This is a genomic window from Streptacidiphilus jeojiense (assembly GCF_000719095.1).
GTDB lineage: Bacteria > Actinomycetota > Actinomycetes > Streptomycetales > Streptomycetaceae > Streptacidiphilus > Streptacidiphilus jeojiensis.
Genome location: NZ_JOEH01000045.1, coordinates 13,413 through 27,656 on the forward strand (window position 1 = coordinate 13,413; position 14,244 = coordinate 27,656).

The window sequence follows — 14,244 nt, forward strand, 5'->3', positions numbered from 1 at the left end:
GTCGAACGCCGGGCGTCAGACGAACTCCGGGCGTCGCAGGAACTCCCGAATGACGGCGACCGTTCCCTCGGGAACCTCGAAAGGCCAGAAGTGGCCGGAATCAAAGAGGTGCACGCCGCTTCCCCGCGGGAGCTTCGCGACAACAAGGGGGTCGGTGTAGAACTCGCGGGGCTGGACCGGGTCGTCCGCTCCCTGCAGGAGCAGCACGGGGCACCTCCACCGGGGGATGAGCCGGGTGCGCCGCTCGATCCACTCCTGGCGGAACGACGAGGAGTTGAAGTACCGGGGAACCGCCGTACTGATCCCGTCGTAACTGAACTCCTGCACGGTCCGGACCAGGTCCGACACCTCCACTTCGCGTTCGGTCAGCAGGGTGTAGGCGCTGACGACCAGTCGCCGGGCATCGGCCAGCACGGAGGGGGCGTCGGGCGAGGTGAACACCTCCTGCTGGGGATGCAGGTCGGGGTGGAGATGCCACAGGTGCTGCTGGCCCCGGCCGTAGCGGATGACGCGGTTGCCCGCCCGGGCCACCAGGTGGTCGCCGACCGGGGTTCCCCGGTCGTGCGTGACCAGGCTGAACCGCTCGATCCGGAGCCGGTCCAGCAGGGCTTCGAGCTGGATGGCGACTCCCTCCTGACGGTAGTCGCCGGTGCCCTTCTCGGACTGGCCGTAGCCCTTCAGGTCCACGGCCAGGCAGCGGTAGTCGCAGCCGAGGGCTTCGAGGGCGTAGTGCCACTGCCACCATGAATCCGGTACGCCGTGCAGGAAGACGACGACAGGGGCATCGGCAGCACCGGCCTCCACGTAGTGCCAGCGCACGGTTTCGCCGTCACCGGGAGCGTCGACGAAGCGGTGGGTGACGGTGACCTGGCCCAGCCGCTCCTGGTCGCCGTCCGCGTCGGGTGCGCGTGGCGGCGTCGGGGGCAGATCGGCCAGGAGCCGGTCCACCCCGGACAGCCTGCCGACGGCCTGCTCCAGTCCGGGGCGGACACGCGGCGGAGGCGCGGTGTACTCATGCGCAGTCTCGTGCTCAGTTACGTCGTACGACACGGTGGATCATCCCTCCAGAGACTTCCGGTCCGGGCGCTCCGAACCGCTCTTCACCGCGCGGCGCTCCCGGACAGGGGAGCGGACGCAGTCTCCTCGACCGGCCCGCGGGCGGTGCACAGAACCGGCGCCCAGGCGGCAGCGCCAGAGAAGCCCCGGCCGCCGGCCGGGACGACGTCCATCACGACGCGGTCGGGGCGCACCAGGACGGCGTCGGCGCGGCCGCGCCGCAGCCAGGCGGCCAGGGTGCCGTCGTCGTTGAGTGCGGCCACCGGCACCGCCCGGACGCCGAGCCCCTGGACCAGCGCGTTCAGCGAGGGCGAGGGGTCGGCGGCGGTCAGCACGGCGAAGGAGTCGCCGAGCACCTCGTCCAGACGGGCCCGCCGCCCGTCGGCGTCGACCCACGGCTGCGGGCAGTGGGTACCCACCAGTCGGCTGCCCCGGCGGGTATGGCGCCCCACCAGGGGCCCGGCAGTCAGGGCCGGGCTGAGGTCCCGGCCGGCCGCCTCGGTCAGACCGGGTATCCGGCAGGCCACGGCCAGCAGCCTGCGGCGCAGCGCGGCGGCGCCATCCTGGCCGCCGGTCATGGCCCAGCCCATGAGCACCGCCAGCCGGATCACATGCCGTGCGTGCGGCTTGCGCTCGCTCTCGTAGGTGTCCAGCAGCCGCTCGTCGCCGCCCTGCCGGAGGACCCGGGCGAGCTTCCAGGCGAGGTTGTAGGCGTCGCGCAGCCCCGAGCACAGCCCCTGTCCGATGAACGGCGGCATGAGGTGGGCGGCGTCGCCCAGCAGGAACACCCGTCCGCTGCGCCACCGGTCGGCGGTACGTGCCCGGAAGGTGTACTCCCGCTCGCGCACGACCTCGAAGTCCCCGTCGTACGAGGGCGGCAGCCACGGAGCGACCAGCTCGCGGACCGGCTGCTGCCCGTCCCGCAGTCGGAACTCCCAGCGGTAGCGGTCCTCGCCGACACGCATGAAGGTCGCCGGCCGGTCCGGGTCGCAGACCTGGTCCACACCCTCCCAGCAGCGGACGTCGGCTGTGGTCCGCACGTCGATGACGGTCCAGCGCTCCTCGAAGCGCAGGTCCTCCCACGCGGCGCCGATGGCCTGGCGGGTGAGGCTGTTCGCGCCGTCGCAGCCGAGGACCGCCTCGGCCCACAGCTGGTGCTCCCCGTCGTCGTCGCGGTAGGTCACGCATACCGGGCCCCCGGTGTCCGGCCCGATGCCGGTGACCTCCGCCCCGCTGCGCAGTTCGCACTCCGGGTACCGGGCCAGGGAGTCGCGCAGCAGCCGCTCCAGGGCGGGCTGTTCGAACATGCTGGTCTGCGGATAGCCGTGCGGGCCCTGCTTACTGCGGCGGAACTCGGCCATCACCCGGTGCCGGGCGTCGAGCAGCCGCAGCCCGTTGCCGGTGCGTGCCATCGCGGCGAAGGCCTCGCCGACCCCCGCGGCCTGGAGGATCCTGCGTACCTCGTCGTCCACGACCAGGGCGCGCGGGAGCGGGTAGACGTCCCGGTGGCGTTCCAGCACGATGCTGCGCACTCCGCGCCGGGCGAGGAGGAGGGCGGCGGTCACACCCACCGGTCCTGCGCCGACGATGACCACGGGCACGCTCGCGCCGGCGGGTGCGGCCGTACATGTTTCACACATGGTTCTCCTCCCGGCAACGCTGCCGTAATGATGAAACTATCAACTCTGCTGGATCGATCGTCAATAGATCAGTCAGTGAAATCTGATGCTTTCATCAAAACTGCTGCACGGTCCCCGTCTCCTTGTCGGGTGAACGGTGCGCTGCTCCCGTGGAGAACCCACCGGCTCCCTCGGGCTGCCGGAGCGAGGAAGCGGATGCGGCGCGGGGATCCTGGTGCGCCGAGGGTGTGTACGTCCCGCGGATGTCGTCAGGACATCGTGGTCCTACGGCTGGTGTGGGTGGTGGCCGGGTCTGCGGCGTGGAAGTCCTGTGCCCTCTGTGTCGAGCCGTAGGGTTTCCCGGCAGCGGTGCCCCGCAGGAGTAGGCAGCCGATCCGGCGGGCGTAGGGGCCCCGGGTGGTTGACTGCAAACGGCCTCGGTCGAGAGAACCATGCACACGAGCGGGTGATGGTCGACTGAGCGTTCGAGTCCGGGTCTCAAAGGTCAGGGCGCCCGGTCACAGTGGACTCCGCGGACATCGGTGTCGTGGAGACCTGGGATGAAGTCGACCAGCTGCTGGCCTGGGCCAAGGTTGGCGACGACGCCGACCTGATCTTCTGGGGGCGGCCCGGATCACTGGGGCTGACCGTGGGCGGCGGTTGAGGACCGGCGCTACGAAGGTCGCTGATATCCCCGGGCCGCGCCCCGGCTTGGTTCAGTCTGGATCGGAACGGAGCTGAGCTCGTACAGCGGAGGCCTGGTCCGATGCCATCCGATGCATCGCGGCGGAGGCCTGGTCCGATGCCATCCGACGGATCACGACAACGGCGTCGCCTGGCTGCATGTGACTGAGCACAGTGCCGGTCCAGACCAGGTCCATCCATCTCAATATCTCCACGACCTGACCTGGGGCCATGTGGCTGAGCATGGCGGCGGCCCGTTCAGGGTCCATCGGACGGAGTGGGGATTGATCCTCGTCGGTCGGACGGAGAACTCTGGCGGCGTGCTTCGGATCCATTCGGTCCAGTGCAGCAGCTGCAAGCCGTGGATGCAGCCAGGTGAGCGCCCTGGCGGCCCGGACCGGCTCCATTCCGCTGAGTGCAGCCCCGACCGGTGCAGGGGACAGCTTGATCGTGCGTTTGTACTCAAAAAAGCTGCTTCTGTACCACGAAGCCGCTATGTCAAGGGAGTCATGTCGACGGCTGTCAGGCTGGCGTGGGCCCGGAATCAGACCGACGCTGCGTTCGTCAAAGAACCTGTTCCAGGGTTGCTCACGTTCGATGAGGAGGAGTATGGCCGCGATCCGGCCTGAGTCCATCCAACCCAGAAGGGAGACCAGGAGCTTCGTCTCCATCTCGGCGAAGGCGACTGAAGCCCTGTGCGAATCCATCATGTCGCATGCGGCGGCGGCATCCGCTGGGGCCATCGCCTCAAGCGCGGGGCTGATCCGCTCAGGTTCCAGTCCGTCGAGTACCCGGCCAACCTCGGGAGGGGGCATCCTCTGGAGTACATGACCGAGTTTGTCTGCCTCCATTCGACGAAGCGCGACCTTGGCTCGCTGCGGACCCAGCCCAAGAATGATCTCCGTCGCCCGGTCGGCGGTCATGCTACTGAGGGCTGCAGCGGCGGGACCTGACGCCATCTGCTTGATTGCAGTGGTAGCCGGGCTCGCGTCCATCAGGTCAACGATGCCGGCAGCGGTTTGCGAGTCCATCACTTCGAGTGCCGCAGCAGCGTCCCCAAGGTCCATCGCCGTCAGCGTGATGGCGGCGCGTTCGCGATCCATCCGACGAAGGGTAATGGCTGCTTGGTTGGCGTCCATCTGCTCGATTGACCGAGCGGTCTCTTTGGGATCGGTTGAATCGATCATCCTGGGCGCTGGGTACGCTACTCCGCTCGCCACGCTGGTGCCCCGGTCGGCCTCCGCCTCCCAGATATTGACGGTCTGCGCCTCTGGGAGATCTTCCGCGCTGCCGTTCATTTCGAGTTGGCGTTCGAGTTCTTCGCAGCGCTCCTCGGCCGCGAGGCGGCGTTGATGAGCCGTAGCCAGCTCCGCTGCAAGGCGCTCGACCTCCTGCACCAGAGCCTCGCGAACCCGTTGCGCCTCGGCGAAGCCCTCTTGGTAGAGAGCGAGCTCAGCGGTGTGAGCGCCGCGTTCTTCCTCCAGACGGGCTTCAAGTTCGCGTTCACGCACGGCCGCCTGTGCGCCCCGAAGTCGCGCCTCCTGCAGATTCTCTTCGATTTCACGCTCGCGGATGACTGCGCGCGTAGCCGCGCGGTCGGCATCTTCGAGCTGGTCCTGCAGGAGCTGAACGGCGTGGACGTGCGAACCGCCTGTCGCCAAGGCTTCAGTGTGCAGCGCCTTCATGTGGGCGACCACCTCCTGTGTAGGAGCTGTACCGCCCTGCAGCTCAGTGAAGGCAACCAGGAGTTCACGTACGAAGGACCACGGTGGGATCCGTCCGCCGCTGAGATAGCGCGAGACCTGACTCTTGTGCAGATGGACGCGAGCGCCATAGCGGCCCTGGCTGATTCCCAGGGCGGTGAAGTATGTACGCATCGCCTGGACAAGATCGCGTTGCGGCTGCGGCAACGCTTCGTCGAGCGGCTGAAGCTCCCCCATCGAACACCCCGCTTTTCTGACTGCTCATCAACAGGGTCGCGTTGCCTTAGAGGTGGCAACCCGTCTCCTCTGCCGCAACACCTTGGGCCCATTTCACCCTGGTCAGACACCGACACGCAGCCGATTCCCAGAAAGGCCTCTCTATGCGCCGCTATCTGCCTGACCCAACGACCCGGTGCGGAGCACTGTTCTACGGAGTGAGCGGAGCATTGCTCGGAGGAGGGACTCTCGACCTGCTTCACCACATCCAGTTGATCTGGCATTGATCCGTCCCCCTTGCGAACGGCCGAGCGGGCCCGCCGCCAACCGAGATGCCGGGTTGGCGGCAGGCCCGTTTCCGTTCCGCTGCGCGGCGCTGTTAAGCAGTCGCAACGGGTCGATGTCAACGAAGGGGTCGTCGTCCGCGTCTCGCAGCGGGCGGGCGTACACCCGTTCGAAGGCGCACATCTGGTGCAACACCTTCCCTGGCCACAACGACAGTCGATACGGGGCCGTGGTCAACACTGGTGCGTCTAAGGCCACCTGCGACTTGACGGGCAACCCCGTCGCCGTATCCGTGTTTGTCGACGGGTCCTGGCAGGACAAGAACGGGGTCGGTTGGAACTCGGGAACGACCACCATTGATGTGTAGCGCGAGCGCGTCCGCTCACCCTCGGCAGCGCTGTTCCACGAGGCTGCCGAGGGCGAGTTGCTGTTCAGGGAGTGGCACGACGGGCGTTGCCGGCCTGTGCCAGGGCGCTCAGGGGCGTACCCGGATGACGGTCTTGCCTTTGCGTCGCTCGGTCGGGTTCAGCGCGGGGATGGCGTCGTCGAGGGTCGCGATGGTTCCGATGTGCGTGCGAAGGCGTCCGTCCCGTACCCGGTCGACGATCTCCACCAGCTGACTCGGAACGGGCTCGACGACGAAGTCGATCGCGAGGCCGTCGAGGGGGCGGGCCTCGACAGGGCCGACTGCCGACACCAGCGTTCCTCCGGGGCGGATGATGCTCGCCGAGCGCCTTTGGATGTCGCCCGCTGGTCGATGTCGATCTCGGCGCGGATCGTCGCGTCGTGGGGCACGGGTGCACCCAAGGTGGCCCGAACCGCCTTGGTCCGTTCGACTATCACGCCGGGGTTCATCCAGTCTTCGTCGTTGGATGGCTGGTCCACCGTGCACCTCTGCCTGTCAACCCTGGGGTGGCCGCCGGTACCGTATGTCTACATCGATGTAGACGTTTTGCGTTGGCGGCTGCCCATGGAGCCATCGTGCTCATGGGGATGATGCCACTGGCCACTGGGTTGTGTTCGCTGCTCGTTCATGGAGACGCCACTCCAGTACATCCATTTAGTTTCAGTTGTGGCTCCACAGTTCTAACCGTCGTTACACTTCAGACGTGATGGAGCTTGGAATGTCGATTCAGACAGCGGTATCCGCCCGCAGACGCGCAGCCGTGGCCCTGGCTGCGGGGATCGCCGTGGCCGGCCTGGCCACCGGATGCGGCGGCTCGGCCAGGGCGTCGAGCGCCGGTAGCGCCTCCGCCGCCTCCACCACCTCGGGTTCGTCCGCACCGGTGCCGCTGGTGGTCTACTCGGCGCAGGGCTATGACAAGGCCATGGTCACCGCCTTCCAGAAGGCCACCGGCATCCCCACCAAGCTCGTGGACGACAGCACCGGGCCGCTGCTGGCCCGGGTCCAGGCCGAGCGCGGCAACCCGAAGTGGGGCGTGCTCTGGGTGGACGGCGACGAGGCGTTCGCCTCGATGGACCAGGCCGGGATGCTGGTCAAGGGCTTCGAGCCGAACGTCCGGCTGAACGCCGCCGGGCAGGCGGTCGTCCCGGCCGACAAGAGCTACGTCCCCACCGGGCTCACCGTCACCGCCGCACTGGTCTACGACGCGACCAAGACCCCGAATCCGCCGACCAGCTGGCAGGAACTGCTCACCCCGGCCTGGAAGGGGCAGATCGGCATGAACGACCCCTCCGTGTCCGGACCCACCTACCCCTTCGTCGCGGGCATGTTCTCCCAGCTCGGCGGCACCAGCCAGGGCGAGGCCTTCTACAGCGGCCTGAAGAGCAACGGCCTGCACGTGTTCCAGACCAACGGCGACACCCTGCACGCCCTGCAGACCGGCCAGATCAAGGTCGCCCTGATCCAGAGCTCGGCCGGACTCGCCGCCGGCACCAAGAACCACAACATCAGGACCACCTACCTGCCCAAGGTCACCTCACTGCCCAGCGTGATCGGCATCGACGCCAAGGCGTCCGCCCAGGAGCAGGCCGAGGCAGAGCAGTTCGCCTCGTTCGTGCTCAGCGCCCAGGGGCAGCAGGTGATGCTGACCGGGGATCAGAACGGCGACTCGCTCTACTGGCCGATCGTGCAGGGAGTCTCCCCGCAGGCCGCGCTGCCCCCGCTGTCCTCGGTCCCCACCCAGGCGATCGATCCCAAGACCTGGGGCCCGCAGGAGGGGACCATCAACACCTGGTTCACCGACACGATCGTGCACTGAGCCATGACCGACACCACTACCGACTCCCGGCCGCGCCTTCCGGACGCGGCCGGGACGGCGGCCGCCGGCCGGCCGCCGATACGCCCGCCGCACCTGCTCGGCCGGGCCGGGGCCCGCCTGCGCGCCACCGCCCGGGCGCTGCCCTGGCTGTTGTTCGGCGCCGTCCTGCTCCTGCCGGTCATCGGCTTCCTGCTGGTCGCCGTCACCCCGCGACTGTTCGGACAGGGCGACGCCTGGTTCACCCTGAGCACGTTCGGCCAGGTGATGTCCGGCTGGACCGGTCGCGCGATGCTGGACACCTTCCTGGTCGGGACCGGCGCGGCCGCGGTCGCCACCGTCGTGGCCACCGCGCTGGCCTGGATCACCGAACGCGCCGACCTGGTGGGGCGCGGGGTGTGGCGGCTGCTGCTGTGGGCGCTGCTGCTCGCCCCCTCCTACCTGGAGTCGCTCGGCTGGACCTGGCTGGTGGAACCCCAGGGGGTGCTGTCGCGGCTGCTCGGCCACGACCCCGTCGCGCTGCGCTCGGTCGTCTTCGGACCGGCCGGGGTGGTCTGGGTGCTCGCCACCCGCGGCGTGCCCTTCGCCTACCTGGCCGTGTCCGCGCTGATCCGGGGCATGGGCCGGGAGTTCGAGGACGCGGCCCGCACCCACGGCGGCAACAGGCGCTCCACCGCGCGGCTGCTGCTGCCGATCCTGGCGCCGGGCCTGTGGGCCGGTTTCGCCATCGTCTTCGCCGAGTCCATCAGCGACTACGGAGTGGCCGCCACCCTCGCCGCGCAGGCGAACTTCCCCCTGGTCACCGGTGCCATGGAACAGTCGATCTCGACCTTCCCGGCCCAGTTCCCGCTGGCGTCCGCCCTGGGTTGGCTGCTGCTCGGACTGGTCGCCCTGGCCCTGCTGGCCCAGCGGCGCTCGATGCGCGGCCGCAGCTTCACCGTGCTCTCGGGCCGTACCCGCCCCGCGGTCCGCACCCGGCTCTCCGTCCGGGCGCAGGCCGGCGCGCTCACCACCGTCGGCGGATTCTTCGTCCTCGCCCTCGGCATCCCCGCCTTCGGTGCCGCCGCGGCCGCGCTGCTCCCCTCCGGCGGGAGCGTCACCCTCACCGGGCTCACCCTCGCCAACTTCCGCCAGGTGCTGCACACCGGCGAGCTGCTCTCGGCGCTGGGCTACTCGGCCCGACTGTCGGTGATCACCGCCACCGCGGCCCTGGTCCTGGGCGCCTTCGCCGGCCGGGCCCTGGCCCGACGCGGCGACGGCGCCGCCGGACGGATCCTGGACCTGCTGCTCCTGGCCGCCATCGCGCTGCCGTCGGTCCTGCTCGCCAGCGGCTACATCTTCACCTACAACCTGCCGCTGGCCTCGCACCTGGGGATCGACCTGTACGGCACCAGCGCGCTGCTGGTGCTCGGCTACCTCGCCGGCGCCCTGCCGTCAGCCGCACGACTGCTGTCCGGATCGCTGGGACAGGTCAGCGACTCGCTGCTGTGGGCCGCCCGGGTGCACGGCCGCCCGGCCACCCGGGCCTGGACCGGTGCGGTGCTGCCGCTGGTGGCCGGCTCACTGGTGTGGACCTGGCTGATCGCCTTCTGCGGCACCCTGCTGGAGCTGCCGGTCTCGCAACTCCTCGCCCCACCGGGCAGCGAACCGCTGTCCGTCGCCATCACCCGGCAGCTCCAGGGCTACAACGTCGGCGCGGGCGCGGCCATGACCGTCCTGGTCGTCCTGGCGGCCCTCGCGCTCATCGCCGCGGCCCTCGGTGTCCTGCGCCTGTTGCTCCCCGCAGCCCACCGCCTGGAGGCCGTGGCATGACCGCCCACCTGCGCGTCGAGAACCTCAGCAAGAGCTTCGGCCCGACCCGTGTCCTCGACGGGATCTCCTTCGCCGTACCGCCCGGGCGCTTCACCGTGCTGCTGGGGCCGTCCGGCTCCGGGAAGACCACCCTGCTGCGCTGCCTGGCCGGCATCGAGCGCGCCGAGTCCGGCTCCATCCACCTGGGCGAACGGGCGCTGGCGCAGGGCCGTTCCCACCTCCCGCCGGACCGCCGCGACCTGGCGATGGTCTTCCAGGACTACGCGCTGTGGCCGCACATGACCGCCGCCGCCAACGTCGGCTACGCGCTGCGCCGTCGGCGCCTGGACCGTGAGCCGTCCCGGCGGCGGGTCGCCGAGGTGCTGGCGCGGGTCGGCCTGAGCGACCACGCGGAGCAGTTCCCGCACCAGCTCTCCGGCGGTCAGCAGCAGCGGGTCGCCCTGGCCCGCGCCCTGGTGGCCGAACCAGGGCTGCTGCTGTTCGACGAGCCGCTGTCCAATCTGGACGCCGACCTGCGCGAACGGCTGCGGGTGGAGATCGCCACGCTCACCCGGGAATCCGGCGCCACCGTGGTCTACATCACCCACGACCAGGCCGAGGCCTTCGCCCTGGCCGACGAGGTCGGCGTGCTGGAGGGCGGCAGGCTGGTGCAGCTCGGCTCACCCGAGGACGTCTACCACCGCCCGGCCTCGCCGTTCGTGGCCCGCTTCACCGGCCTGGCCGGTGAGTTGGAGGGAACGCTGGAGGCCGCTGCGGACGCCGCCGCAACCGTCACCGTGCGCACCGCCGCCGGGCCGGTCACCGCGGTGGCCGGCGGCACGGCCCGCGCCACGGGCAGCCGGGTCCGGGTGCTGGTCCGACCCGCCGCCGTCACCATCGCCCGCGACACCGGAACCGAACCGGTCGCCGCACGGACCCTGGCCGGCACCGTGGTGGACACCGCCTACCGCGGCCGCGGCTACGACCATGTGGTCCAACTACCGGGCGGCGTAAGGCTCACCGGAGTGTTCGACCGCAGTGCGCAGCAGCGCGGCACCGCGGTCCGCCTGCTGCTGGACCCCGAAGGCTGCTTCGCCTTCCCCGACCCCGCTGCCGCATCCACGCCCGTCGCGGTAGCGGAGAACCCCGAACCCATCCGCACCACCCTGGAGGTCCGATGACCACCCCACTGCCCGCACGATCCTGCCCGGGAGCCGCCGCATGAGCTCCTGGGTGCTGTTCCTCACCGTCTTCCTGGCCTGCACGGTGGAGGCCGTCGAGGCCCTGACCATCATCCTGGCCGCGGGCACCAGCCGGCACTGGGGCTCCGCGCTGCAGGGCACCGGCGCCGCCCTGGTCGCCCTGGCCGCCACCGTCGCGGTGCTGGGCCCGGCCGTCTCACTGATCCCGATCAACGCGCTGCGCCTGGTCGTCGGCGCGCTGCTGCTGGTCTTCGGCCTGCAATGGCTGCGCAAGGCCGTGATGCGCGGCTCGGGCTACAAGGCCCTGCACGACGAGACGGCCGCCTTCGCCGAGGAGGTGGAGGCCGCACGTGCGGCGGCGACCGGCGGACGCGGCGCCGTGCGCGACTGGTACGCCTTCACGCTGTCCTTCAAGGGCACCTTCCTGGAGGGCCTGGAGGTGGCCTTCATCGTGGTCACCTTCGGCAACAACCAGAAGAACGTGCCGGTCGCCGCACTGGGCGCGCTGGCCGCGGTGGTGCTGGTCGCCGCCGTGGGCATCGCGGTTCGGGCGCCGCTGGCGAAGGTCCCCGAGAACACCATGAAATTCGTGGTGGGCACCATGCTCACCGCCTTCGGCGTGTTCTGGGCCACCGAGGGAACCGGTGCCCACTGGCCCGGCTCGGACACCTCACTGCTGGCCCTGGTCCCGGCAGTCGCGCTGATCGCACTCGGGTACACCGCCGTGCTGCGCCGCTCCAACCCCGCCGTCAAGAACTCCGTGGGCACCCCCGCCGGCGCCCCGGTGGAAGGAAGCCTGACGTGACCCTGCTACGCAATTTCGCGAGGTTCTGGTACGACTTCGTCGTCGGCGACGACTGGCAGGTCGCCCTGGGCGTGGTGCTGGCCCTGGCCGCCTGCTACGGCCTGGTCCAGGGCGGGGTCAACGCCTGGTGGCTGCCGCCGGTCGCCGTCGTGCTCCTGCTGGGTCTGTCGCTGCTCCGGGTGGTGCGGACGGCCCGCCGGGGGTGAACCGGTGGGGTGAACCGCGCAGTGCATCCCGCGGGGCGCATCCCGTGCGGTGAGACAGGGGAGGGCCGGTCAGCGGCCCTCCCCCTCCTCGGCGTAGACCCGAGCCGCGTACTCGTCCAGGACCTGCTCGCACTTGGCCAGCGCGGCCGTCGCCGCCGCCTTGCCGGACGCCGTCAGCACGTCCCGGTTCTCCACCTTGGCGAACCAGTTGCGCAGCTTCACCAGGTCCTCGTCGTTCTCCTCCAACTCGGCGTAGGTGAAGTGCTCGGCCCGGTACTCCTTGTCGATCTGCCCCAGAAAGTCCTGGCACCGGTCGACGATCTCCTCGTACTCGTCGTCACGGGCCGCGTTGAAGGCCTGCTCGACCTCCGCGCTGCCCGACAGCACCTCGGAGCCCAGCAGCAGTGCGCTGCCGCCCATCTCCACGATCTCGTTGCGCAGGACCCGGAAGGACCGTTCCGCGCTCGGGCTCTGCGGCAGGGCAGCGACCGAGTTCTGCAGGTAGATCGCACCCAGGCCCTTGATCTTGCGCCACACCCCGGCCCGCAGCCGGGTCGGCTCGGCCGGCACCTTGTAGACCAGGACCAGCCAGCGCACCCCGGAACCCTCCGGTGGGTGCCCGTCGGCCCGCCTCGCCTCGCTCTTCGGGGCGGGCTGTCCCGCTGCCTGTGCCACCTGCACTCCTCCACCGACCGGTCACGCGACGTACGTGATCAGAGTAGCCGTGCGGACCGCGGGGGAGTGTCGGGCCGCGTGACCGGACCCGACACTCCCACGCTTCTGGTGACCGGTCAGTTGCCCGGCACGTAGACGATGCCGCGCAGGGCCTCGCCGGACTGTGCCGTGCGCAGGGTCCGGAAGGTGTCTCCGGTCGCAGTGGTCGCGTGCAGGCGGTCGGTCACGCTGACGAGGCGGTTGGGGTCGGCGCCCTCGTCGGTCGCGCCGGAGACCGTGGAGGTGATGCCCCAGATGGTGACGTCGCCGTGGGCGTCGACCTTGCCGGTGATGTTGCGCAGCCCGTCGGTGGCCGGGGCCCACGGCAGGCCGGTGGCGGGGTTGTCACCGGTCGGGTAGTGGGAGACGGCGTACGGGGTCCCCAGGGCGAGCCCCTGCTGGATCGTGTACTGCAGCTGCCAGGTGCCGTCGCGCAGCACCCACTTCTGCAGCCCGGCACCGGTCTGGGCGGCGGCGACGGTGTAGCTGCCGGTGGCCGGGTCGTAGGTGTTGGTGCCGTCGCCCTCGTCGGCGACGTACATCGTGGTGTCGTTGGCGAACCACACGCCGAACGGGAAGGACGTCGTCGACTTCAGTGCGGTGGGGAAGCCCTTGAGGACGCACATGTTCTCCGGCAGGCCGGTGGACTGCAGCGTCGCGGGGTCGTACGACAGCGCCTTGGTCGGCAGCGGCGCCCCGGGCACGGGCAGGCCGACGCCGTTCGGGCAGGCCTTGCCGGTGGTGTCGATGAAGTAGACGGTGTTGACGCCGTTGCCGCCGCTGCCCTTGGTGAGGTAGACGACGTTGTCATGCAGGGTCAGGCCGCGGAAGTTGGTGTCCTTGCCGACCTTGTCGGCCTTGTCGCCCAGCTCGGTGACGCTGAAGCCGCCGGCCGGAGTGGGCTGGCCGACCTGCTGCCTGCTCTCCGGCAGCCTCGACGGGGTGGCCAGCTGCGCTCCGGCGCCGGCTATCACGCCGACCGGCTGCGGGTTGCCGCCGTTGCCGGCGTTGCCCGCCATGAGGAACTCGTCCGCGGCGTTGTCGAGGATCGCGGAGCGGCCGTTGTTGCCGCTGTAGGCGTTGGTCTCGGTGAAGCCGAGCGACCCGTTGGAACGCAGCTCGGCGACCGCGCGGTAGTAGGAGGTGCCGACCGGGTTTGTCGGGTCGACCACGCCGGGCGTGTTGGAGTTCGACACGTCGGGGGCGTTCAGCGGCGCGACGTAGCCCATGAACGTCAGCGCGCTGCCGTTGCTGGAGAGGTTGAGTCCGAGCTCGGACTTCGAGGGGAAGCTGGTGACCAGGTGGTCGCCGTTGACGTCGGTCGGCACGCCGAGGGTGCGCACGGTGCGACCGGACTGGGTGAGCGCGTCGAGGAGGATGGGTGAGGAGACGCCGAAGCTGGCGTCCACCGACTCGTTGTTGAAGACCTCGGGGTAGCCGCCGTCGGCGACCGCGGTGACGCAGGCGGTGGTGCAGCCGGCCGGCAGCTGGGTGATGCCGGGAACGATCGAGCCCTTTCCGGCGGTGTAGACCGTACGGGAGAGGACGAGGTGGCCCGGAAGCATGACCCCGTGCCGGCCGGCAGGATCACCGTGCCTCGCGGACGCGGCCGTGGCGGCGGTCGCCGCTGTACCGGGGGTCAGCAGAAGGCCGGAGAGGACGCCGCCGACGGCGACGGCAAGGGTGAGGCGAGAAGGCATCGGAACGCTCCTGGGTACGGGCGGGAGGTGCGCGGCAAGGACGT

12 protein-coding genes are annotated in these 14,244 nt (G+C 70.1%); 6 read left to right on the forward strand and 6 right to left on the reverse strand.

Annotated features, from left to right (window positions below; genetic code table 11):
* Nucleotides 1-15: 15 nt before the first annotated feature.
* Both IF29_RS0138140 and mhpA read right to left on the reverse strand, forming a co-directional pair.
* Nucleotides 16-1,050 (reverse strand): alpha/beta fold hydrolase, encoded by a 1,035-nt coding sequence (locus IF29_RS0138140; RefSeq protein WP_030265938.1) that lies wholly within the window; start codon nucleotides 1,048-1,050, stop codon nucleotides 16-18.
* A 50-nt stretch (nucleotides 1,051-1,100) separates the two neighbouring features.
* On the reverse strand, nucleotides 1,101-2,696 hold the full coding sequence (gene mhpA, locus IF29_RS0138145) for a bifunctional 3-(3-hydroxy-phenyl)propionate/3-hydroxycinnamic acid hydroxylase MhpA (RefSeq protein WP_030265941.1): 1,596 nt from the start codon (nucleotides 2,694-2,696) through the stop codon (nucleotides 1,101-1,103).
* Between the two features lie 502 nt (nucleotides 2,697-3,198).
* Here mhpA and IF29_RS46580 point away from each other — a divergent pair.
* Nucleotides 3,199-3,339, forward strand: coding sequence for a hypothetical protein (locus IF29_RS46580; RefSeq protein ID WP_157624139.1), 141 nt, complete (start codon nucleotides 3,199-3,201; stop codon nucleotides 3,337-3,339).
* Between the two features lie 52 nt (nucleotides 3,340-3,391).
* On the opposite strand, the gene IF29_RS44170 is transcribed toward IF29_RS46580, so the two are convergent.
* Nucleotides 3,392-5,299, reverse strand: coding sequence for a magnesium transporter MgtE N-terminal domain-containing protein (locus tag IF29_RS44170; RefSeq protein WP_051726573.1), 1,908 nt, complete (start codon nucleotides 5,297-5,299; stop codon nucleotides 3,392-3,394).
* Nucleotides 5,300-6,038: 739 nt separating this feature from the next.
* Complete coding sequence (locus tag IF29_RS0138160) at nucleotides 6,039-6,260, reverse strand: MDR/zinc-dependent alcohol dehydrogenase-like family protein (protein WP_051726574.1); 222 nt, start codon at nucleotides 6,258-6,260, stop codon at nucleotides 6,039-6,041.
* A 427-nt stretch (nucleotides 6,261-6,687) separates the two neighbouring features.
* Between IF29_RS0138160 and IF29_RS0138165 the strand changes: the two genes are divergently transcribed.
* The 5 genes from IF29_RS0138165 to IF29_RS0138185 are packed head-to-tail and all read left to right on the forward strand — an operon-like array spanning nucleotide 6,688 to nucleotide 11,786.
* On the forward strand, nucleotides 6,688-7,785 hold the full coding sequence (locus IF29_RS0138165) for an extracellular solute-binding protein (protein WP_030265952.1): 1,098 nt from the start codon (nucleotides 6,688-6,690) through the stop codon (nucleotides 7,783-7,785).
* Between the two features lie 3 nt (nucleotides 7,786-7,788).
* Entirely contained in the window at nucleotides 7,789-9,594 is a 1,806-nt protein-coding gene (locus IF29_RS0138170; RefSeq protein WP_030265956.1) for an ABC transporter permease, read from the forward strand.
* Complete coding sequence (locus IF29_RS0138175; protein WP_051726576.1) at nucleotides 9,591-10,754, forward strand: ABC transporter ATP-binding protein; 1,164 nt, start codon at nucleotides 9,591-9,593, stop codon at nucleotides 10,752-10,754. The genes IF29_RS0138170 and IF29_RS0138175 overlap by 4 nt, the downstream gene beginning before the upstream one ends.
* A gap of 40 nt (nucleotides 10,755-10,794) precedes the next feature.
* A complete protein-coding gene (locus IF29_RS0138180) occupies nucleotides 10,795-11,580 on the forward strand; it encodes a COG4280 domain-containing protein (RefSeq protein ID WP_030265963.1) in 786 nt (261 codons plus the stop codon).
* Complete coding sequence (locus IF29_RS0138185; RefSeq protein WP_030265966.1) at nucleotides 11,577-11,786, forward strand: hypothetical protein; 210 nt, start codon at nucleotides 11,577-11,579, stop codon at nucleotides 11,784-11,786. The genes IF29_RS0138180 and IF29_RS0138185 overlap by 4 nt, the downstream gene beginning before the upstream one ends.
* Before the next feature lie 69 nt (nucleotides 11,787-11,855).
* Here IF29_RS0138185 and IF29_RS0138190 read toward each other — a convergent pair whose 3' ends face one another.
* The gene (locus IF29_RS0138190) at nucleotides 11,856-12,461 is read right to left on the reverse strand and encodes a Chromate resistance protein ChrB (RefSeq protein ID WP_198037667.1); all 606 of its coding nucleotides are present in this window, start codon (nucleotides 12,459-12,461) and stop codon (nucleotides 11,856-11,858) included.
* 116 nt (nucleotides 12,462-12,577) lie between these two features.
* Nucleotides 12,578-14,200 carry a hypothetical protein gene (locus IF29_RS0138195; RefSeq protein WP_198037668.1) on the reverse strand — a complete coding sequence of 541 codons (1,623 nt, stop codon included), beginning with the start codon at nucleotides 14,198-14,200 and terminating at the stop codon, nucleotides 12,578-12,580.
* Nucleotides 14,201-14,244: the final 44 nt, after the last annotated feature.

Coding starts and splice junctions, on each gene's coding strand:
- IF29_RS44170 (WP_051726573.1), bottom strand. CDS start 5,299: ATGGGGGAGCTTCAGCCGCTCGACGAAGCGTTGCCGCAGCCGCAACGC.
- mhpA (WP_030265941.1), bottom strand. CDS start 2,696: ATGTGTGAAACATGTACGGCCGCACCCGCCGGCGCGAGCGTGCCCGTG.
- IF29_RS0138165 (WP_030265952.1), top strand. CDS start 6,688: ATGTCGATTCAGACAGCGGTATCCGCCCGCAGACGCGCAGCCGTGGCC.
- IF29_RS0138180 (WP_030265963.1), top strand. CDS start 10,795: ATGAGCTCCTGGGTGCTGTTCCTCACCGTCTTCCTGGCCTGCACGGTG.
- IF29_RS0138170 (WP_030265956.1), top strand. CDS start 7,789: ATGACCGACACCACTACCGACTCCCGGCCGCGCCTTCCGGACGCGGCC.
- IF29_RS0138175 (WP_051726576.1), top strand. CDS start 9,591: ATGACCGCCCACCTGCGCGTCGAGAACCTCAGCAAGAGCTTCGGCCCG.
- IF29_RS0138195 (WP_198037668.1), bottom strand. CDS start 14,200: ATGCCTTCTCGCCTCACCCTTGCCGTCGCCGTCGGCGGCGTCCTCTCC.